Raw genomic sequence first — 19,874 nt, forward strand, 5'->3', positions numbered from 1 at the left:
AGCACATGCAGCACCTCACCGGTCAGTGGACCAAGTCCCGACTGATCTTCCTCGGCCTCGGCATCGTCTTCGTCGGCATCGGCCTCTGGATGATCATCCCGTCACTGGTCTCCTGACCACCTCACGCAGCAGCAGCAGTACCAGCAGTACCAGCAGCGCCCACCCGCACCAGTCATCTCAAAGGAGAGTGTCTTGTCCACACCCAATCCGCCGGCGATCGGATCGACCAACGATCCGGCCCTGAAGTCGGCGATCCGCAAGGCGTCGAAGCACCTGATGCCCATGCTCGTCATCCTGTACTTCGTCGCGTTCCTCGACCGCACGAACGTCGGATTCGCCGAGGAGGCGCTCAGCGTCGACCGCGGCATCTCCAACGGCGCCTTCGCCCTCGGCGCCGGCATCTTCTTCATCGGCTACGCGATCTTCGAGATCCCCAGCAACCTGTTGCTGAAGAAGTTCGGCGCGCGGTTCTGGCTCGCCCGCATCGCGGTGACCTGGGGCATCGTCGCCGCCTTGTTCGCGTTCACCACGGGTGACACGATGTTCATCATCCTGCGGTTCCTGCTGGGCGTGACCGAGGCCGGGCTCTTCCCGGGCGTCATCATGTTCCTGTCGGAGTGGTTCCCGAACAAGGTCCGCGTCCAGATGTTCTCGATCTTCTACCTGGCGCAGCCGTTCTCGCAGATGCTCGGTGCCCCGTTGAGCGGTGGCCTCATCAGCTTCGGCGACGCCCTGACCCCGTGGCACGGCTGGCAGGTGATGTTCTTCGCCGAGGGCATGCTCGCGGTCCTTGCCGGGTTCGCGGCGCTCTACTTCCTCACCAACTCGCCACAGCAGGCGAAGTGGCTGAACCAATCGGAGAAGGACTCGTTGACTGCCGCGATGGAACGCGAGGACACCGTCAGGCAGTCGGACGGCCCGACCGGTATCGCCAAGGCGATGACGAGCTGGAAGGTGTGGTACTTCACCATCATCTACTTCTGCCTCCAGATCGCGGTCTACGGGACGACGTTCTACCTGCCGCAGCAGGTGGCCAACCTCATCGGCCAGGACGTCGGCTGGCAGGTCGGTCTCGTGGCGGCCATCCCGTGGCTCGTGGGTCTGTTCGCCTGCTACTACGTGGGCCGCAACGCGAACACCGTCGTCCGTCGGCGCACCTGGGGCACGATGTTCTACATCTCGACCGGTGTCTTCATCCTTGCCTCGGCCTGGGCCGGCGCGAACAACCAGCCGTTCCTCGGGATCCTGTTCATCACGATCGCCGTGGCGAGCTTCCTCTCGGTCGGGCCGATCACGTGGGCCTACCCGACGGCGTTCCTCACCGGAACCGCTGCCGCGGCCGGCATCGGCCTCATCAACTCGCTCGGCAACCTCGGCGGCTTCGTGGCGCCGATCATGCGGACCGGGATCAACGAGAGCGTCCCGACCGACAGTGGCGCGTGGGGCGTGGTGTCGCTCGGCGTCTTCGCGTTCCTCGCGGCGGCGATGTTGTACTGCACGAGGTACTTCCGCGGCGCCAAGGCGGACGAACTCCTCGAGACGACGGCGAACCGCACGCACTAGTCACGACGCAGCACCCGGACGGGGGCGATCGCTCACGCGGTCGGCCCCGTTCTGTGCGCCCTTCGACAAGCTCAGGGACCGGAGGAGCGGGGCTCAGGGACCGGAGGAGTGCGGCTCAGTGCTCGGCGTCGCTCCGGGCGCGCATGCGGACGAGCTCGATGTGGGAGCGCATGGCGGCCGCGGCGGCCTCCGGCCCCTCGGCGAAGGCCTCGAGGATCGCCCGGTGCTCGACCACGGCCTGGTCGGCGTCGGTGACGCCCGTCTCCACCGTCTGGCGCATGCGGTGCACGCGGGTCGAGATGCCCTCGGACATGTCGAGGAGGAACGGGTTGCGGGTGCCCTCGAAGATGAGGTGGTGGAAGTTCCAGTCGACCGCGAAGTACTCCCGCAGGAGCGCGACGGGGATGTCGCCGGTCGACGCCGACGCCCGCACCCTGGCGGTCATCTCGACGTGCTGGGCGAGGGCGACCTCGAGGGCCGGGACGAGCTCGTCGGCCTGGGCTGCGGCGAGGGCGGTCGCGCCGCTCTCGAGCACGATGCGGGCGTCGAAGAGCGCCTCGAGCTGATCGTCGGCGAGCGGCGGCGCGACGCGATAGCCCTTGTGCGTGACGCGGGTCACGAGGCCGGTGCGCTCCAGCTGGACGAGCGCTTCGCGGACGGGCGTCGGGGAGACGTCGAGGTCGCGGGCGATGGCGTCGATCGACAGCCGGGCGCCGGGCTCGATGCCCGAACTGAGGAGCATGTCGAGCACCAGCTCGTAGACCCGGTCGCGGAGCCCGCGGCGTTCGAGCGAGGAGGAGGCGCCGAGCGGGAAGACGGCATCAACCACGGCGGTCTCCGAAATGTGTGCTCGGGGCGTCGTCACGGAGGGGGACCCCCGGTCGAGCTGCCGCGATGATCGTCGAGGTCCAGTTTACGGGGCCGTCAGGCGTCATCGCGGCAGGTCGGCGTCCGCGCTCCGCAGGGAGGCGGCTTCATCGAGGACGAGCGCGAGCGCAGCCGGCTCGTGGGCGAACCGCCCGAGGAAGAGGCCGTCGACGGCGTCGCCGATGATGGTCAACAGGCCGGGGCCGGCGCTGCCGCCGTAGATGACGGCCGAGGAGGTGCCGACCGAACCCTGCTCGGCGAGCGCGTCGAGATGGCCGCGGAGCCGCGCGCACACCGTCCTGATGTGCTCGGGAGCGGCGGGCTCGGCGGCACCGATGGCCCAGTGCGGCTCGTAGGCGACGATGACCCGGCCGACGATCCCCGCGGCCAGTGGTCCGGCCAGGGCGTCGTCGAGTTGCTCGATGCAGGAGGCGGCCGCGTCCTCGGGGTCGCCCTGCGCGGCCTCGCCGATGCAGAGCACGGGAGCGAGTCCGTTGCGGAGGGCGGCGGTGGTCTTCGCGCGGACGATGTCGGGTGTCTCGCCGAACAGTCGACGGCGCTCGGCGTGCCCGACCTCGACGACTTCGCAGCCGACCTCGCGGAGTGCTGCGCCGCTGACCTCACCCGTGAACGCACCGCTGTCCTCGGTCGCGAGGTCCTGACCGCCAACGGAGGCGACGCCGCGGAGCCGTTCGACCGCCCCGGTCACCGACAGGTACCCGGGGATGACGAACAGCTCGGCGGCGCCGCTCCGGAGAGCGTGGTGCTCGGCCGTGACCCCCGCGACGGCCGAGCACCAGTCGAGCGTCTGCACGTGGCCGAAGTACATCTTCAGACTCACGCCGACGAGGATCGGGCGGGGGTGATGGGTCATCAGGAGGCTTCGTACGCGCTGATCTCCTGCACCTTGTCGTTCGACGCGCTGGTGGTGTCGAACTCGTAGGTGAGCCATTCGCGGACGTTGCGGCGGGCCAGCTCGATGCCGACGACCCGCTGGCCCATGCAGAGCACCTGGGCGTCGTTGGAGAGGACGGCGCGTTCGACGGAGAAGCCGTCGTGGGCGGTGACGGCCCGGATGCCCTGGACCTTGTTGGCCGCGATCGCGACGCCGAGGCCCGTGCCGCAGATGAGCAGGGCCCGGTCGGCTTCGCCGCGGGCGACGATCTCCGCGGCCGTCACCGCGACGGTCGGGTAGTTGGTGTGGCCGTCGGCGTCGACCCCGACGTCGACCACCGAGGCGACCAGGTCGCTCGCCTCGAGGTCACGCTTGAGGATCTCCTTGTAGTCGTAACCGGCGTCATCGGAGCCGATGACGATTCGCCAGGTGCGGGTCATGGTGTGCCTTTCGTGGGAGTGCGGGACGGGTCAGCGGTCGGACAGCAAGGCGCCGACGCGTTCGACGATGAGGGCGAGGGAGACGGCTCCGGGGTCCTCGACGCCGACGGCCTTCGAGCCGTGCGATCGGGCGCGACCCATGCCGGGCATGAGTCCGGCCGTGTCGTGGGCGGCCGTGGTCGCCACGGCGGCCGCCGCGGTCCAAGCGGTGGGGAGGTCGTCGCCGTCGCCGACGCGTGCTGCCAGGGTGTCGGCGAACGGGACGAGGGCGTCCACGAGGGTCTTGTCGCCGACGGAGGCCTTGCCGTAGCGCATGACGGCGTCCTTCGCGGCGGTGACGCCCTCGCTGACCGCGGTGGCCGTCGGGCGTTCGGTGTCGCCGAGGCGCTCGCCGAGGGTGCGCAGCATGACGCCCCAGAGGGCTCCGGACGTGCCGCCGGCCCGGTCGGACCAGGCGTCGCCCGCTCGGTCGAGCACGGTCGCGACGCCGGCGCCGGCCGCTCGCAGACGTTCGGCCTCCTCGGCGGCTGCGGTCGCCCCGCGGTCCATCCCGATGCCGTGGTCGCCGTCGCCGACGATGGCGTCGAGGCGGCCGAGTTCGTCGGCGTGCTCCGCGATCAGTTCGTGGATGGCCGTGATGGCCGTGGCGACGACGGCCGCGGACTCCTGTGACTCGGCGGACGCCTCCGGAACGACGAACTCGGCGGTCTCGGTGTCCTCGGCAGTCACGGTCTCGAGGGCGCCGGTGTCCACCGCGCCGGTGCGGTAGGCCGGGGTGTCGGCGGGCGCACCCCACAGCCGTTCGAGCTCCTCGTCGACCCACAGCAGGGTCAGGGAGACGCCGGCCATGTCGAAGCTCGTGCAGAATTCGCCGACCTGCGGGTCCACGAGGGTGACGCCCGCGTCCTCGAGGAGGGTCGCGACGCGGTCGTAGACGACGAAGAGCTCCTCGGACTTCACCGAGCCGAGGCCGTTGAGGATGGGGACGACGCGCGCACCGTCCACCGTGACGCCCTCGGGGATCTCGGCGCCGTCGAGCAGGTGCCGCACGAACAGCTCGGCGAGGCCGTCGGCGGACGGGATGTCGGTCTCGTCGATGCCGGGTTCGCCGTGGATGCCGAGCCCCACGGCCATCCGCCCTTCCGGGACGGAGAACAGGGGCTCGTCGGCACCCGGCAGGGTGCATCCGGAGAACGCGACGCCCATCGAGCGGGTGCGGGCGTTCGTGAGGATCGCGACGCGCTCGACGTCGTCGATGCGGTAGCCGCTGGAGGCTGCTCCGCCCGCCACCTTGAAGACGGTCAGGTCGCCCGCGATCCCGCGGCGCTTCTGGAGTTCCGTCGCCGGGGCGCTGAAGATGTCGTCGGTCACGGTGACCGTGCGGCAGTCGATGCCGTCGGCGCGCACGGCGTCCTGGGCGGCGGTGAAGTGCAGCACGTCCCCCGCGTAGTTGCCGTAGCTGAGGAGAACGCCTTCGCCCTGTTCGCTCGCGCGGATGACGCTCTCGACCTGGTGGGCCGAGGGGGAGGCGAACAGGTTGCCCATCGCCGCACCGTGGGCGAGGCCGGGGCCGACCAAGCCGGCGAACGCGGGGTAGTGCCCCGACCCGCCGCCGATGACGAGCGCGACCTCCGGTTCGGCGGACCGCGTGGACCGGGAGACGCCACCGGAGACCTTGCGCACCCAACGACCGTTGGCTCGGACGAAGCCGTCCACCATCTCATCGGCGAAGTCCGCCGGCCGGTTCCAGAGCCTGGTCATCTGCATCTCCTCGTCATCGAGTCCGTCGTTCCGGCACCAGCCGGTACATCGCGATAATCCTATAGGATATTGGAACCGAGCGGAACCCTGGGTTGCACGACGCAGGAGCCCGACGGTGCATCGGGACGGTCGGGCATCGGCCTGCCGCGGCACGCGGAGGCGCTTCGGCGTCGTCCAGGCACGCATCGCCGCCCCGATGGCTGAACCTGCCGGGGCCAGTGTGGGGGAGACACGGCCCCGACAGGTTCGGCGATCGGGACGGCGAGCGTCAGGGGCGACGTGCTGCGGTGTCGCCCTGCGGCATGCCGGCGGCAGCGCGTTCGGCGCGTCGAGCGTCGAGCAGGGACCGCGTGATCGCGAAGGTGATGCTCGACGAGCGGCGGGGTGCGTCCTCCCGGAGGAAGCCGAGACGCTCCGCGAGGGCGATGGACCGGGTGTTCCCGGGTTCGATGACGGCTGTCACCGTCGTCGCCCCCACCTCGGTGAACGCCAGGTCGAGCATCGCGGCCGAGGCCTCGCTCGCGAACCCCTGGCCGCCGGCAGCCGGGTCGAGCACCCAGCCGATCTCCACCGAGCGTTCGGTCGGCCGCACGTCGCGGAGGTGCAGGGAGACGTCGCCGACGAGCTCCCCGTCCCGTTCCACGGCCAGCGCGAGGAAGTCGCCGGACTGCCACAGGCGGCGGTGTCCCATCCGATGGCGCAGGTGCTCCAGGGACGCCTGGCGGTCGCGGACCGGCCACGGCAGGTGCTCGACGACCTCGGGGGAGGACTGGATGCGGTACCAGGCCTCGGCGTCCTCGAGGCGGTGACGCCGCAGGACGAGGCGGTCGGTGCGGATCGGGTGCGCGTCGACCGGCGTCTCGATCCGCGGCCCGCGGAAGAGGCGAGGGCGCGAGACCCCTGCCGGGATCAGCGGACGGAGTGCTCGGACGACCTCGCCGAGGGTGACCCGCAGACCCTGCGTCGCTCCGGGCGCGTCACCCGGCCGCCGGCGATGGCGGGAGGTGTACGGCGTGCCCAGGGGCTCTGCTCGGGTCATGCCCTCCACGGTAGGCACCTCGCTCATGCGCTCGGCCTGAAAAGATATGAGCCCGCTATGAATCGCCCGTCGCTGCGTGTTCCCCGCACCGGACGACGGATAATCGATGCATGCCCTCCGACCTGCCGACGCAGGTCGTCGACTCGGGGCGCCGCCGGGCGGTCCTCGCCAAGCTTCCGCGGATGTACCGGGCCGACGGCTCGCCGATCCGTGTCCTCCTCGTCGACGACGAGGCGGTCCTCACCGACCTCGTGAGCCTCGCCCTCGGCTACGAGGGGTGGGTCGTGGACGTCGCCACCAACGGGCGCGAGGCCGTGCAGCGGTACCGCGCCGAGCGACCCGACGTCGTCGTCCTCGACATCATGCTGCCCGACATGGACGGCTTGAGCGTCCTCCGCCAGCTCCGCAGCTTCTCGCAGGGCGAGCCGGAGTCGGGCACACCGACCCTGTTCCTCACGGCGCGGGACTCCGTGGACGACCGCATCATGGGACTCACCGCCGGTGGTGACGACTACATGACGAAGCCCTTCTCGCTCGAGGAACTCGTCGCACGCCTCCGCGGCCTGCTCCGCCGGACCGCCCACGTCGTGTCCGACGACGACTCGCGCATCACGATCGGCGGCCTCTTCCTCGACGAGCGCAGCTACGAGGTCAGCCGCGATGGTGAGCCCGTCGCGCTCACCACCACCGAGTTCGAACTCCTGCGCTACTTCATGCGCAACCCGAAGCGCGTGCTGAGTCGCGCACAGATCCTCGACCGGGTGTGGAACTACGACTTCGCCGGCAAGGCCAGCATCGTCGACCTCTACGTCTCCTACCTGCGGAAGAAGATCGACGCCGACCGCGCGCCGATGATCCACACCGTCCGCGGGGTCGGGTACGTGCTGCGGCCCGTCGAATGAGCACCGGAGCGGTCCCGACCGCGGGCGTCCCGACGTCCCCACCGAAGCAGCGGCACCCGTGGACCCTGCAGCGCCGCCTGGTGACCGGCATCGCCGCCGTCATCGCCGCGGTCCTCGCGGTCTCCGGCGTCCTGACCATCGTCACGGTCGAGGCGTCGGTCACCACGGTCGTCGACACCCAGCTCACCGGTTCGATGGAGGCCTTCGAGCACTCCGTCGTGAAGTTCCACGACCAGCAGTCCCGCGACGGGGCCGTCGCCGACCCGGATGCGACGCGGGGCGAGCCCGGCTACGTCAAGCCGTTCGTCGACTACGTCGGCCACGGGCCGGGGACCCTCATCGCCCTCATCACCGATGGCCAGGTGGTCGACTCGGCACGGTTCACCCAGTCCAACGCGAAGGCGCTCGACGTCCGCACGCAGGCGCTCATCGAGGAGGCCGCAGCCGCCGGTGGCACCGAACGGCAGAACATCGGCCTCGGGTCGCTCGGCGGGTACCGGCTCGAGTTCCTCGACCACGGCGACGGCGAGACGCTCGTCGCCGGGGTCTCCCTCGCCACCCCTCGCGCGGCCGTGCAGCAGGAGGCGATCGTCATCGCGATCCTCGCCGTCCTCGCCCTCGCCGTCACGATCGTCGGGGCGATCATCGTGGTCCGGCTCGCGCTCCGCCCGCTCTCGCGGGTGGCCGCCGCCGCAGCCGAGGTCTCGACGCTGCAACTCGAGCGAGGCGACACGGGGATCGACGTGCGCGTGGATCAGGCCGACACCGACCCGCGGACGGAGATCGGCAAGGTCGGCGAGGCGCTCAACGGCCTCATCGACCACGTCGACCGGGCGCTCGCCGTGCGCGCGGCCACCGACAAGCGCATGCGGCGCTTCGTGACCGACGCGAGCCACGAGCTGCGGACGCCGCTGGCCGCGATCCAGGGCTATGCGGAGCTCACCCGCCAGGACAGCGAGAACCTCCCGCCGATGACGGAGCACGCCCTCGCCCGTATCGAGTCGGAGGCGACGCGCATGAGTTCGCTCGTGAGCGAGCTGCTCCTCCTCGCTCGACTCGACGAGGGCCAGGACCTCCACCTGGACGACGTGGACCTGAGCGACCTCGTCGCCGCCGCGGTGAGCGATGCGGCGGTCTCGGCTCCCGGGCACCACTGGTCGGTCGACGTGCCGGAGCGCGCGATCATCGTCCGGGGCGACCGCGAGCGGCTGCACCAGCTCGTCGTGAACCTGCTGTCGAACGCCGCGGTGCACACCCCGGCCGGCACCTCGGTGGTGACGCGCATCGCCGCGCCGAAGAACGCCGACGAGCCGCAGCGCGCGGCCCTCACGATCGCGGACGACGGCCCCGGCATCGACGAGGCGTTCCTCCCTGAGCTGTTCGACCGCTTCGCGAGGGCCGATTCGTCCCGGTCTCGGGCCGCGGGAAGCACGGGACTCGGTCTCGCGATCGCCCTGTCGATCGCCGAAGGGCACGAGGGCGCGATCGAGGTCGCTTCCTCGCCCGCCGGCACGACGTTCACGGTGACGTTGCCGTGGTCGGGGCCGTCCGACGAGCACCCGGCCGTCCGGTCGTCGGCCGGTGGCGCGGCCGCGGTGCACCCGGACGAGGTCCCCTCGGCCCGGTCCTGACCGCCGCCCTTCGACAGGCTCAGGGACCGGGGGCCACCGAAGCACCCGCCCCGGTCACCGACCCACCCACCGCGGCCACCGACCCACCCACTCCGGTCACCGAGCCTGTCGAGGTGCGGCCTCAGCCGGCGGCGTGGCGGAGCGCCACGATTTGCTCGGCCGAGTGCGCGAGGTGTGCACGCAGTTCCGCCTCGGCGTGGTCGCCGAGGAGTGCGTCGACGAGCCGGTCGTGCTGGCTGATGAGTTCCTCCGGCGGGAGGACGCTCCGGAGCTGCACCATGAACAGCCCGAGCTCGGCGAGCAGCCCGGCGTGGGCTTCGAGCAGCCTCGGACTGCCTGCGGCGGCCACGATCGCGTGATGCAGCTCGGCGTGGGCCCGCTCGATGCGGCGTTGCCCGTGGGGTCGTGTGGTGCAGGCCGTCCGGAGCGCCTCGTTCGCCGCGACGATCGCATCGTGCGGTCGCGGTCCTGCCGCCGATCGCGTCCGGAGCAGCCGGAGCGCCTCGACCTCGATCGCCGTGCGGTACTCCATGAGGGCCAGGACGTCCGCATCGCTGAACGACCGCACTCGTGCGCCGCGGTAGGCCTCGAACGTCACGAGGCGTTCGGCCGCGAGCATCTGGAGCGCCGCGCGGACGGTGTGCCGGTTGACGCCGAACCGGGTGGTGAGGGCGGCCTCCCGGAGCGGCTCGCCCGCGACGGTTCGGCCGTCCAGGATGTCCTCCCGCAGCGCGTGCGCGACGGTCTCGACGGCGGTCATCGGATGCCCGCGCGACGGCTCCGGCGCGCCGGCGTCACGAGGATCGCCAGCCCGGCGAGCAGGAGCGCGGCGCCGACGACGGTGGTCGGTCCGAACGATTCGCCGAGCAGCAGGATGCCCAGCAGCGTGGCCGTCATCGGTTCGAAGAGGGTCAGCGTCGCGACCCGTGATGCGGGCAGTCCGCCGAGCGCGTAGCCGAAGAGCAGGTACCCGGCGAGCGTGTTCACGAGCGCGAGCCACGCGACCGCGAGCGCTCCGGGGACGGTGGCGATCCAGGCGATCTCGGTGGCGAGGAGCACGGGCAGGGAGACGACCGCGGCCGAGCCGAAGAGCGCCGCCATGGTGCCGAGCGGGCTCCAGCCGTGGTCGATGAGCGCTTTGCTGCAGAGCGTGTAGAGGGCGTAGGAGGCGCCAGCACCCACCGAGGCGAGCAGCCCGTCCACGGTGACCTCCCCGACCCCGCCGGTCAGGCCGGACAGGACGGCGACGCCGGCGGCCGCGACCACGGTCGCGAGGAACCAGCGGGCGCTCGGGCGACGTCGCTGGATCGCCCATTCGAGGAGCCCGGTGATGGCGGGTGCCGAGCCGAGCGCGGTGAGGGTGCCGATCGCGACGCCGTTGCGCTCCGCACCGAGGAAGAAGAAGGGTTGGTAGGCCGCGACACCGACGGTTCCGAGGACGATCGCCGCGATGAGCGCCGGCCGCGCGAGCGTCGTGACCCGCGGACGAGCCGCGGAGGGGGAGTCGGAGCGGGTCACCGTCGCTCGCCTCGCCACGACGGCCCACACCACGACGAGGAGGACGCCACCGAACACGATCCGCGCGGCGCCGAAGGCGACCGAGCCGACCTCGATGGGGAGGAGGGCGTGCACCGTCCCCGTCGTGCCGAAGCACACGGCGGCGAGGATCGCGGCCGCGACCGGGAGGCGCTGCGCCGCCGGGGCTGGAGCGCTCTGGCCGGCCGAGGTGGCTGATCGGGTCATGGGGACAGCCTGGCGGAGGATTGTGTAACAATCAACGCCCGATGTCATGGGACCACATACGACGACGCCCGCCGGCTCGAGGGGCAGGCGGGCGTCGTCGCGATGGCGGATCAGTTAATGGAGGCGACCATCGAGACGCCGAGCAGCAGGGCGGCACCGGCGGCGACGATCAGGGCCAGCGCGAGCATGGTGCCCGAGATGATGACGGCGGTGAGCGCGAAGCCCTTCGAGCGCGGTCTGCGGGCCAGGGCGATGATGCCCATGACGAGCGAGGCGATCGGGAGGAGGACGAACGAGGGGGCCACGATCGCGGCGATCGACAGCGCGAAGGCGATGATCGACAGCGTCTGCGTGGAGCTCTCGCGGTCTGCCGCCGCGGTGGCCGGCACCGGCGGGAGGGCGGCGAGGGCGGTGGTCTGGGTGGTGGGGATCGTCTGGACGGGTGTCGTCTGATCCGGGAGGGGTGTCGTCTGGGCGAGCGGGTCCGTGCCGAACGACTCGGTCGGGGCGTCGGCCAGGGTCACGTCCTCGGCGGGCGAGGTCGTGGGGGACTCGGTGGTGGCTGAGGCGGACATGGGCTTCTGTTCCTTCCTCCGCGGTGGCGGAGCTGCCTCCGCGGTTGCGGAGCTGTTCGGTTGATGCTGCAAGCCTCCTCCGATCGTGTCCGTCGCGGATCGCCCGCGCGCCCGATCTTCCCTCGTCCTGCGGGACCACCCGGGGTGACCGGTCCGTGGGTCGGTGGTGCCACCACGGTGGACATCTCACGGATCGTCCAAGATGTCCCGCATCAGATTCGGGCTTCCTGCGCCGCAAGGGGAGTGCCTATCGTGGCGGGCATGACCCGCCGCATCGGAGCCGCTGTGCTCGCCCTGCTCGGAGCCTCCGCGCTCGCCCTCACCGCAGCCGTCCCGGCGGCCTCGGCCGCGACCACCTCGAGTTGGGCGACGTGGCCCACCTTCTCCGGCGTCTCGGGGTCCTATCAGGGCACGATGACCCTTGGCCGGGCAGCCCGCCCTGACCGCGACGCTCACGAGCGACTCGCTCGGCGGCGCGAACGTCGTCTCGGGCGCCTCGAACTGGCTGGCGGCGTCGACCCCGGTGGGTGCGAAGTACGGCAGCAGTCGTGATCAGCCCTATCTGAACCTCCGGCCGAAGGCGAACAACCCGGCGTCGCCCTCGACCACGACCTACTCCTTCTCGACGCCGACACCGCCGTCCGGCTGGACGTTCGTGCTCGGCGACATCGACGCCGACCAGGTCACCGTGACGGCGATCGGTCCCGACGGGGTCGCCCTGGCAGCGGACGAGCTCGGGTTCAACGGAGGATTCAACGCGTGCGCTCCCGGCCTGACCGGCAAGCCCTCCTGCACCGGTTCCGCGACGGACGTCCCCACCTGGGATCCCGCGACGCAGGTGCTGCGCGGCAACGCCGCCGCCGCCGACACGAGCGGTGCGGCGGCCTGGTTCGAGCCTTCCGCTCCCATCTCCAGCCTCACCTTCTCCTTTCAGCAGCGCGCAGGGTTCCCGGTGTTCCAGACGTGGTTCGCGTCGATCGCGCGTGACGTGACCGGTACCGTGACCGACCAGGTCACCGGTGGTCTGGACGGCGTCGGCGTGCGGCTCATCGACCGCGACGGCCGGGTGGTCGCCTCGACGACCACTGCCGATGGAGGCGCCTACGCCTTCCAGGGCTACTTCGCGACCGACGGCTACACCGTGCAGCTCGTCCCGCCGGCCGGCAAGATCGCCGTCGAGGCGACGCGGGTCGGCGCCGACCTCACTGACACCGACGCGATCGCGGACTTCGTCGTCCGCGACATCGTGCCCGTCGCGGTCTCCGGCACCGCCCTCGACGCCGATGGTGTCCCCATCGTCGGGGCCACCGTCACGATCGACGGCGTGGGGAGCGTGACCACCGACACCGACGGGGACTATCTCTTCGACACCGTGCCGGTCGGCGACCACACGCTCGTCATCACGCCACCGGCGGGGTACGCCGTGCAGATCGCGCCGTCCCCGTTCTCCGTCCCGGCCGGGAGCGAGACGCCCATCACGGCACAGGACTTCGTGCTCGTCGCGAACCCGCGCCTCGGCGGCGTGATCAGTTCCGGCGGGGTCGGCGTGGCCGGGGTCACCGTGAGCGCCGAGGGTCCGAGCGGCGTCGAACGCGCCGTCACGGCCGCCGACGGCTCGTACAGCTTCCCGCTCCTGCCGGCGGGGTCGTACACCGTCTCGATCGTCGCGCCCGAGGGCTACGTCGTCTCCGGAACGGCGACGCGCTCCGAGGAGCTCGCCGACACGGATCTGGACGCGGTCGACTTCGAGCTCGCCCGGCTCGGCACCGTCATCGGTGATGTCCTGACGGACACGGGTACGCCCATCTCCGGAGCCACCGTGACGGTCGAGACGCCGACGGGCCCGGTGGTGTTGACGACGTCCGGTGAGGGCTCCTACGGGCTCGCCGACCTGCCACCCGGCGACTACCCGGTGACGCTGACCGTGCCGGCAGGGTATTCCGTCCCCGATGGCGGGGTGACGACCGCGGTCGCGGTCGTCGGCTCGGACGGTTCGGTGCAGACGGTGCCGAGCTTCGTGCTCGTCGCGGACGCGGTGCTCGGTGGGCTGACCGGAACCGTCGAGACGGATGCCGGTGCCCCGCTCGCGGACGTCGACGTGACGGTCGACACCCCGGCCGGCGAGGTCGTCGTCACGACGGACGCCGAGGGCGCCTATCTCCTCGACGATCTCGCCGCGGGTTCGTACGAGGTCACGGTGACGGTGCCGTCGGGCTACACCGCCGAGGGTGCCACCTCGGCCGTCGCGATCGTCGCGGCCGACGGATCGGTGGTCTCCGTGCCCGCGTTCGTCCTGGTCCCGGATGCCGTCACGCCCGTGCCCTCGGCGAGCCCGAGCGACCCCGCCGTGCCGGGCACCTCGGGCCGCCTGCCCTCGACCGGCGCGGACACGATGCCGTGGATCGTCGCGGCCGGAGTGCTCTTCGTGCTCGGAGCCGCCGGCGTCGTGACGGCCGCGGTCCTCCGACGTCGACGTGCCGAGCGGGACACCCCGTCCGACGTTTGACCGCTCCGTCGTCCCGAAGGGGATCGGAGCACGCGGCTCGTCCGTAGACTTGGGCGAGCCGCGCTCCGACCAGGGGCGCGGATCGCATTCGTGAACGGGGACCCGTGGACGTCATCGGCTGGGTGGACGGCGCCACGACGGCGTTGCCCGATCCGATGATCTGGCTGGTCGGCCTCCTCTTCGCCGTGGCGGAGTCAGGGCTCTGGCTCGGCCTGCTGGTGCCGGGGGAGCCCGTCGTGCTCCTCCTCTCGGCGATGCTCGACTCCGGTCCGGCCGCGCTCGTCCTGTTCCTCGCCATCGCGCTCGGTGGATCGCTCGGAGACCACCTCGGCTTCCTCATCGGTCGTCGGAGCGGCGGGCGCCTCCGCGACACGGCCGTCGTCCGGCGCCTCGGCGTCGGCGGCTGGGACCGGGCGGTCGAGGCGCTCGAACGACGCGGAGCCCAGGCCGTCTTCCTCACCCGCCTCGTCCCCGTGCTCCGGTGCCTGACGCCGGCCGCGGCCGGCGTCGCCCGCGTGCCGTACCGGTCGTTCCTCCTGGCGTCGGTGCTCGGTTCGCTCCTGTGGTCCGCCATCTTCGTCGGGGTCGGTTCACTCGTCCGCGTCGTGCTCGACGGGGTCCGCCAGTACCTCGGTTCCGCCGGGTGGGTGCTGCTGCTCGCGCTCGTCGTCGTGGTGTCGGCCGTCGCGATCGTCCGCGCTCGACGGGGCCTCGCGATCCCGGGCGACGAGGCGATGATCCCGGTGACCCTGCACGAGAAGACGCCGCTCGCGCGCCTCCGCACCCAGCTCTTCGCGGACGACGACTGGCGGAACCTGCCCAATGCGATCACGGCGGGACGCATCCTCCTGCTCCCCGTCTTCGCCGTCCTCGTGATCACCGGCTCCTACTGGGCGGCGCTCGTCGTGGGGGCGGTCGTGTTCCTGAGCGACGTCGCCGACGGGCAGATCGCGCGCCGGACGGGGGCCGTCTCGGCGCTCGGCACCTGGCTCGACGGCGTCGCCGACCGTTTGACCGTCGTCGTGGTCGCAGCGTCCTTCGCCGTCGCGCAGATCATCCCATGGCAGGTGTTCGTCGTCATGATCGTGCCCGACCTCCTCCTCGCGTTCATCGCGGTCGTCGCGTTCCGCGGGACGCCCGAGGTGCCGGTGAGCCTCGCCGGCAAGATCCGTACGGTGCTCCTCTTCGTCGGCTTCTTCGCGTTGCTCACGGGGCTCGCGCTCGGCGGTGGTGATCCGGCCTCGCCGCTGTCCCGCGTGTTCGGCGGTATCGGCTTCGTCGCGATCCTCCTCGGGCTCGTCGGGCACTTCGTGGCGGCGACCCAGTATGCGCGACGCATGATCGTCACCTGGCAGCGGCAGGGCGTCAGCCTGTCCCGCTGATCCCGGCCGGCTGTGCTGCCGGCAGCTTCCCCGAGACGCGCCCGGCGTGGACGCAGGCGGTGTCGTTTAGGCTCGGAGCATGCCAGTCGACTATCCGGACCTCGTCATCTTCGACTGCGACGGCACCCTCGTCGACACGGAACGCATCTCGGTGCGGGTGAACCTGCAGCTCCTCAACGAGGTCGGCGGCGACTACACCGAGGCCGAGGTGCGCGAACTGTTCGTCGGCGCATCGCTCGAGACCTACGCGACGCTCGTCGAAGCGCGGCTCGGCAAGCCCCTGGAGGCCGACTGGATCCAACGCTGGAGCGACATGTTCCGTGGGATCTGCGAGCGCGAGCTGGAAGCGGTCGACGGCGTCGTCGACGCCCTCGACGGCATCGCGGCGACCGGGGTGCCGCTGTGCGTCGCCTCGAACGGCATGTTCCACGACGTCGTCCGCAACCTCGGCCAGGTGGGCATCCACGACCGGTTCGCCGGGCGGATCTTCAGCGCCACCGACGTCGCCGTCGGCAAGCCGGCCCCGGACCTGTTCCTGCATGCGGCCGCCGACTTCGACACGGCCCCCGAGCGGTGCGCGGTCGTCGAGGACAGCGTCGTCGGCGTCCTCGCCGCGCGGGCCGCGGGGATGACCGTGTACGCCTACGCCGGTGGGATGACCCCGGCCGAGCGGCTCATCGGCGACGGCACCCACGTCTTCGACGACATGCGTGAGCTGCCCGACCTCATCCGAGACACCTGGGCGGAAACCGCCACCACGCGCTAGCCGCGACTCCGCAGTTCCGGGAACCGGCCGTCGTCGTCAGGCACGGTGGCTCCTCCGGCGTCCGGGGCGGTCGCATCCTGCTCCTCGACGGCTCGTCGTGGGCGTTCACCGCCGCGCGCGACGGCCTGGCCGAACGCCTGCGGTCCCGTCGTCGCGAGGCGTCTCCAGGGCAGGGTCCCTTCGATCTCGATCTGCAGGGAGAAGCTCAGCAGGGTGCGGATGACGACGATGATCGCCAGGACGGCTGCGTCGGTCAGCGACGGGGTGGAGGTGACCGTCTTCACCAGGTCGGCGGCGACGAGGATCTCCAGCCCGAGCAGGATCACCGAGCCGATCGTCTCCCGCAGCATCCGGAAGGCCCGCCCGCCGTCACGGGTGCGGAGCCACAGGCGGGCCGACAGGGTGACGGCGATCACGAAGCCAACGACCATCGCCCCGACACCGGCGACCTCGAAGACGATGGTGACCAGCTCGAAGAAGTCCATGCGCCCATCATCCTCGTCGCCTCGCCGGACGGGAAGCGGCACCGACCCGCTATGGTGGTCGCGAGTGACACGGGGTGCCGATCCCATGACGACCGGCTGAGAACACACCCGTCGAACCTGATCTCGTTAGTCCGAGCGAAGGGATGTCGCGAATGAGCATTCGCACACCGCAGCAGTCTGCCCACCCGTCCACCGACGAGTCCGCCGCCGGCGGGTTCGCGAGCGCCGCGGGGGACCTCCTCGACCGCCTGCGCGAACGCACCCCGCTCGTCCAATCGATCACGAACGCCGTGGTCACGAACTTCACGGCGAACGTCCTCCTCGCCGTCGGTGCCGCCCCGGCGATGACCGACATCCCCACGGAGGCCGGGCCGTTCGCCCGCATCGCCTCCGGCGTGCTCCTCAACCTCGGCACACCGCAGGCGGAGCAGCGCGAGGCCATGATCGAAGCCGCGACCGCTGCGAACGAGGTGGGCACCCCGTGGGTGCTCGATCCCGTCGCGGTCGGGTCCCTCCCCGTCCGGACGGCGCTCGCCGCAGAGCTCCTCGCACTCCGGCCGACGATCGTCCGGGGCAACGCGAGTGAGATCATCGCCCTCGCCGGCCTCGGCGCCGGCGGTCGCGGGGTCGACAGCACCGACTCCGTCGACAGTGCGATCGAGGCGGCGACCGCGATCGCGCGCCGTTCGGGAGCCGTCGTGGCGATCTCGGGGCCGACCGACGTCATCACCGACGGGGAGCGCATCGTCCGCTGCTCCAACGGGCACGCCTGGCTCACGCTCGTGACGGGCGGCGGGTGCGCGCTCGGTGCCGTGTTCGCCGCGTTCGCCTCGCTCGACGACGACCGGTTGCTGACGACGGTGGCCGCCACGAGCGTGTACACGGTCGCCGCTCAGCTGGCCGCGGCGGAGAGCCGCGGGCCCGGGTCCTTCGCCCCGGCGTTCCTCGACCGCCTCCACCTCCTCGACGCGGAGACCGTCCACCGACTGGCGGTGGTGGCATGAGCGCCGGGACGATGTCCGACGGGGTGCACGCGGCCCGTTCGCACGCCGCCCTCGTGCGCCGGGCCATGGCGACGTACCTCGTCACGGACGCCTCGGCGAGCGGCGCCCGGGGCGTGCTCGACGTCGTGCGCCGAGCCGTCGACGGCGGGGTGACCGCGGTGCAGCTCCGGGAGAAGACCGCGACGGCCCGCGAGCTGTTCGAGCTGACGCTCCGTGCCGCGGAGCTCGTCTCGGGTCGAGCCCTGCTCCTCGTCGACGACCGGGTCGACGTCTTCCTCGCCGCCCGTTCCGCCGGCGCCGTCGTCCACGGTGTCCACGTCGGGCAGAGCGACCTCCCGGTCGACGCGGTCCGCCGGATCGTGGGTGACGCGGCCGTGGTGGGCTTGACGGCGAACACGCCAGCCCACCTCGACGCGGTGGCCGCCCTGCCCGCGGGGACCGTCGACTACCTCGGCGTCGGCGTGATCCGCCCGACGGCGACGAAACCGGACCACCCGGAGCCGCTCGGCGTGGACGGGTTCGCCGCGATCGCCGCCGCCACCCAGCTGCCCTGCGTGGCGATCGGCGGGGTCGAGCTCGCCGACACCGCGGCCCTCCGATCGGCGGGTGCCGCCGGGCTCGCGGTGGTGTCCGCCATCTGTGCTGCCGACGATCCGGCCGCGGCGGCTCGCGCGTTCCGTGCCGCGTGGGACGAGGTGCCCGCGTGAGCGCCACCGACTCGCTGAGGACAGCCCCGGCCCGGCCGTCGCACGACGCGGGGATCGGGCGACGGACGCTCGTCACGAGGACCACGCCGCGGGTGCTGAGCATCGCCGGGACGGACCCGACCGGCGGCGCCGGTGTCCAGGCCGACCTCAAGAGCATCGCCGCGAACGGTGGATACGGCATGGCGGTCGTGACCGCCCTCGTCGCGCAGAACACCCGCGGTGTCCGTTCCGTGCACACCCCGCCCGTCGGGTTCCTCCGGGAACAACTGGACGCGGTGGCCGACGACGTCGTCATCGACGCCGTCAAGATCGGCATGCTGGGCGACGCACGGATCATCGAGGCCGTCGCCGCGTGGCTGCGCGAGACCGTGACCGGACCCGTCGTGCTCGACCCCGTCATGGTGGCGACGAGCGGCGACCGCCTGCTGCGGCAGGACGCCGAGGCCGCCATGCGCGAGCTCCTGCCGCTCGTCGACCTCGTCACCCCGAACCTCCCCGAGCTCGCGGTCCTCGCGGACGAACCGGTGGCGGAGCGCTGGACCGACGCCCTCGCGCAGGCACGACGGGTGTCGGAACGGGCCGGGGTGATCGTGCTCGTGAAGGGTGGGCACCTGTCCGGCGTGGTGGACTGCCCGGACGCCCTCGTCGACGCCGGCGGCGGCCTCGGTGCCGGCCGGTCGCTCGTCGAGTTCGACGGACCTCGCGTCGCCACGACGAACACCCACGGGACCGGCTGCTCCCTGTCGAGTGCGATGGCGACCCTCGTCGCCCGCACCGGCTCCTGGTCGGAGGCGCTCGGCGCGGCGAAGTCGTGGCTCACCTCGAGTCTCGAGGCGGCGGATGCGCTCGAGGTCGGCGCGGGGAGCGGGCCCATCAACCACTTCGCCACGGTGTGGGAGTCGGCGGGCCTCGGTGCGCGCCGGGCGGACGGTGCCGAGCTCGTCGCGGGCTGGTGGGACGACATCGCGGAGCTGCGGGCGCGGATCGACCGGCTACCCTTCGTCGCGACGCTCGCCGACGGCACTCTCGATCCGGCCCGGTTCGCGTGGTACCTGCAGCAGGATGCGATCTACCTCCGCGCCTATTCGCGGGTGCTCGCGCGGGCGAGCGCGCTGGCCCCGACCCCCGAGGAACAGGTGTTCTGGGCGACGGGCGCCGCCGGCTCGATCGAGGCCGAGATGGAACTCCATCGCACCTGGCTCGAAGCCTCGGCGGCAGCCGGGGAGGAGATGGAACCGTCGGCGACCACGACGGCCTACCTCGACCACCTGCACGCTGCGAGTGTCGACGGCGACTACGGACGGGTGATCGCCGCGGTCCTCCCGTGCTACTGGATCTATCAGGATCTGGGGGAGCGGCTCGTCCAGGCGTCGCACGCCGCGCACCCGTTCGCCGCGTGGCTCGACACCTACGCCGATCCCGCCTTCGCGATCGCCACCGCGCGCGCGATCGAGATCGTCGCCGGTGCCGCCGAGCGCGCGGACGCGACGGGACGTCGGGCGATGCGTCGGGCGTTCCTCGCCTCCGCGGCACACGAGGAGGCCTTCTTCGCCGAGCCGATACGATGAATGGCGGATCGGCCACCGCGGTCGTGGACCACGAGGGAGG

At 71.7% G+C, this 19,874-nt stretch carries 19 protein-coding genes and 1 riboswitch; of the genes, 10 read left to right on the forward strand and 9 right to left on the reverse strand.

The window, feature by feature from the left end; all coding sequences use genetic code 11:
• The first annotated feature begins 192 nt into the window (after positions 1-192).
• Positions 193-1,563, forward strand: coding sequence for an MFS transporter (locus ASF68_RS16665; RefSeq protein ID WP_056013806.1), 1,371 nt, complete (start codon positions 193-195; stop codon positions 1,561-1,563).
• A 115-nt stretch (positions 1,564-1,678) separates the two neighbouring features.
• Here ASF68_RS16665 and ASF68_RS16670 read toward each other — a convergent pair whose 3' ends face one another.
• From ASF68_RS16670 to ASF68_RS16690, 5 genes are all read right to left on the reverse strand, one after another.
• The gene (locus ASF68_RS16670) at positions 1,679-2,392 is read right to left on the reverse strand and encodes a GntR family transcriptional regulator (RefSeq protein ID WP_056013809.1); all 714 of its coding nucleotides are present in this window, start codon (positions 2,390-2,392) and stop codon (positions 1,679-1,681) included.
• Between the two features lie 102 nt (positions 2,393-2,494).
• The gene (locus tag ASF68_RS16675) at positions 2,495-3,304 is read right to left on the reverse strand and encodes a triose-phosphate isomerase family protein (protein ID WP_056013812.1); all 810 of its coding nucleotides are present in this window, start codon (positions 3,302-3,304) and stop codon (positions 2,495-2,497) included.
• Positions 3,304-3,765 carry a ribose-5-phosphate isomerase gene (locus ASF68_RS16680; protein ID WP_056013815.1) on the reverse strand — a complete coding sequence of 154 codons (462 nt, stop codon included), beginning with the start codon at positions 3,763-3,765 and terminating at the stop codon, positions 3,304-3,306. Before ASF68_RS16680 ends, ASF68_RS16675 begins: the two co-directional genes overlap by 1 nt.
• 30 nt (positions 3,766-3,795) lie before the next feature.
• Positions 3,796-5,526, reverse strand: coding sequence for a dihydroxyacetone kinase family protein (locus ASF68_RS16685; protein WP_056014657.1), 1,731 nt, complete (start codon positions 5,524-5,526; stop codon positions 3,796-3,798).
• A 268-nt stretch (positions 5,527-5,794) separates the two neighbouring features.
• Positions 5,795-6,565 carry a GNAT family N-acetyltransferase gene (locus ASF68_RS16690; RefSeq protein WP_082498774.1) on the reverse strand — a complete coding sequence of 257 codons (771 nt, stop codon included), beginning with the start codon at positions 6,563-6,565 and terminating at the stop codon, positions 5,795-5,797.
• 110 nt (positions 6,566-6,675) lie between these two features.
• On the opposite strand from ASF68_RS16690, the gene ASF68_RS16695 reads away from it, so the two are divergent.
• Both ASF68_RS16695 and ASF68_RS16700 read left to right on the forward strand, forming a co-directional pair.
• The gene (locus ASF68_RS16695; RefSeq protein ID WP_056013818.1) at positions 6,676-7,467 is read left to right on the forward strand and encodes a response regulator transcription factor; all 792 of its coding nucleotides are present in this window, start codon (positions 6,676-6,678) and stop codon (positions 7,465-7,467) included.
• Entirely contained in the window at positions 7,464-9,098 is a 1,635-nt protein-coding gene (locus ASF68_RS16700) for a cell wall metabolism sensor histidine kinase WalK (protein ID WP_056013821.1), read from the forward strand. Before ASF68_RS16695 ends, ASF68_RS16700 begins: the two co-directional genes overlap by 4 nt.
• Positions 9,099-9,219: 121 nt before the next feature.
• On the opposite strand, the gene ASF68_RS16705 is transcribed toward ASF68_RS16700, so the two are convergent.
• From ASF68_RS16705 to ASF68_RS16715, 3 genes are all read right to left on the reverse strand, one after another.
• Positions 9,220-9,858, reverse strand: a complete 639-nt coding sequence (locus ASF68_RS16705; protein ID WP_056013824.1) for a GntR family transcriptional regulator — start codon at positions 9,856-9,858, stop codon at positions 9,220-9,222.
• Complete coding sequence (locus ASF68_RS16710) at positions 9,855-10,841, reverse strand: DMT family transporter (protein ID WP_056013826.1); 987 nt, start codon at positions 10,839-10,841, stop codon at positions 9,855-9,857. The genes ASF68_RS16705 and ASF68_RS16710 overlap by 4 nt, the downstream gene beginning before the upstream one ends.
• A 110-nt stretch (positions 10,842-10,951) precedes the next feature.
• A complete protein-coding gene (locus tag ASF68_RS16715; protein ID WP_056013829.1) occupies positions 10,952-11,416 on the reverse strand; it encodes a hypothetical protein in 465 nt (154 codons plus the stop codon).
• A gap of 261 nt (positions 11,417-11,677) precedes the next feature.
• Here ASF68_RS16715 and ASF68_RS19290 point away from each other — a divergent pair, with 261 nt between their 5' ends.
• From ASF68_RS19290 to ASF68_RS16730, 4 genes are all read left to right on the forward strand, one after another.
• On the forward strand, positions 11,678-11,968 hold the full coding sequence (locus tag ASF68_RS19290) for a hypothetical protein (RefSeq protein ID WP_235526862.1): 291 nt from the start codon (positions 11,678-11,680) through the stop codon (positions 11,966-11,968).
• A 448-nt stretch (positions 11,969-12,416) separates the two neighbouring features.
• Positions 12,417-13,922, forward strand: coding sequence for an SdrD B-like domain-containing protein (locus ASF68_RS16720; RefSeq protein WP_255357347.1), 1,506 nt, complete (start codon positions 12,417-12,419; stop codon positions 13,920-13,922).
• 104 nt (positions 13,923-14,026) lie between these two features.
• The gene (locus tag ASF68_RS18580) at positions 14,027-15,304 is read left to right on the forward strand and encodes a CDP-alcohol phosphatidyltransferase family protein (RefSeq protein WP_082498775.1); all 1,278 of its coding nucleotides are present in this window, start codon (positions 14,027-14,029) and stop codon (positions 15,302-15,304) included.
• A gap of 79 nt (positions 15,305-15,383) precedes the next feature.
• A complete protein-coding gene (locus ASF68_RS16730; protein WP_056013833.1) occupies positions 15,384-16,070 on the forward strand; it encodes an HAD family phosphatase in 687 nt (228 codons plus the stop codon).
• Here ASF68_RS16730 and ASF68_RS16735 read toward each other — a convergent pair.
• The gene (locus tag ASF68_RS16735) at positions 16,067-16,555 is read right to left on the reverse strand and encodes a DUF1622 domain-containing protein (RefSeq protein WP_082498776.1); all 489 of its coding nucleotides are present in this window, start codon (positions 16,553-16,555) and stop codon (positions 16,067-16,069) included. The genes ASF68_RS16730 and ASF68_RS16735 overlap by 4 nt on opposite strands.
• 60 nt (positions 16,556-16,615) lie before the next feature.
• A riboswitch (TPP riboswitch) is annotated at positions 16,616-16,716 on the forward strand.
• Here ASF68_RS16735 and thiM point away from each other — a divergent pair.
• From thiM to ASF68_RS16750, 3 genes are all read left to right on the forward strand, one after another.
• A complete protein-coding gene (gene thiM / locus ASF68_RS16740) occupies positions 16,699-17,559 on the forward strand; it encodes a hydroxyethylthiazole kinase (protein WP_369796515.1) in 861 nt (286 codons plus the stop codon). (Overlaps the previous riboswitch by 18 nt.)
• Entirely contained in the window at positions 17,556-18,266 is a 711-nt protein-coding gene (thiE, locus tag ASF68_RS18905) for a thiamine phosphate synthase (protein WP_235526863.1), read from the forward strand. The genes thiM and thiE overlap by 4 nt, the downstream gene beginning before the upstream one ends.
• Complete coding sequence (locus tag ASF68_RS16750; protein WP_235526864.1) at positions 18,263-19,834, forward strand: bifunctional hydroxymethylpyrimidine kinase/phosphomethylpyrimidine kinase; 1,572 nt, start codon at positions 18,263-18,265, stop codon at positions 19,832-19,834. Before thiE ends, ASF68_RS16750 begins: the two co-directional genes overlap by 4 nt.
• Positions 19,835-19,874: the final 40 nt, after the last annotated feature.

It is taken from the genome of Plantibacter sp. Leaf314 (assembly GCF_001423185.1).
Lineage (GTDB): Bacteria > Actinomycetota > Actinomycetes > Actinomycetales > Microbacteriaceae > Plantibacter.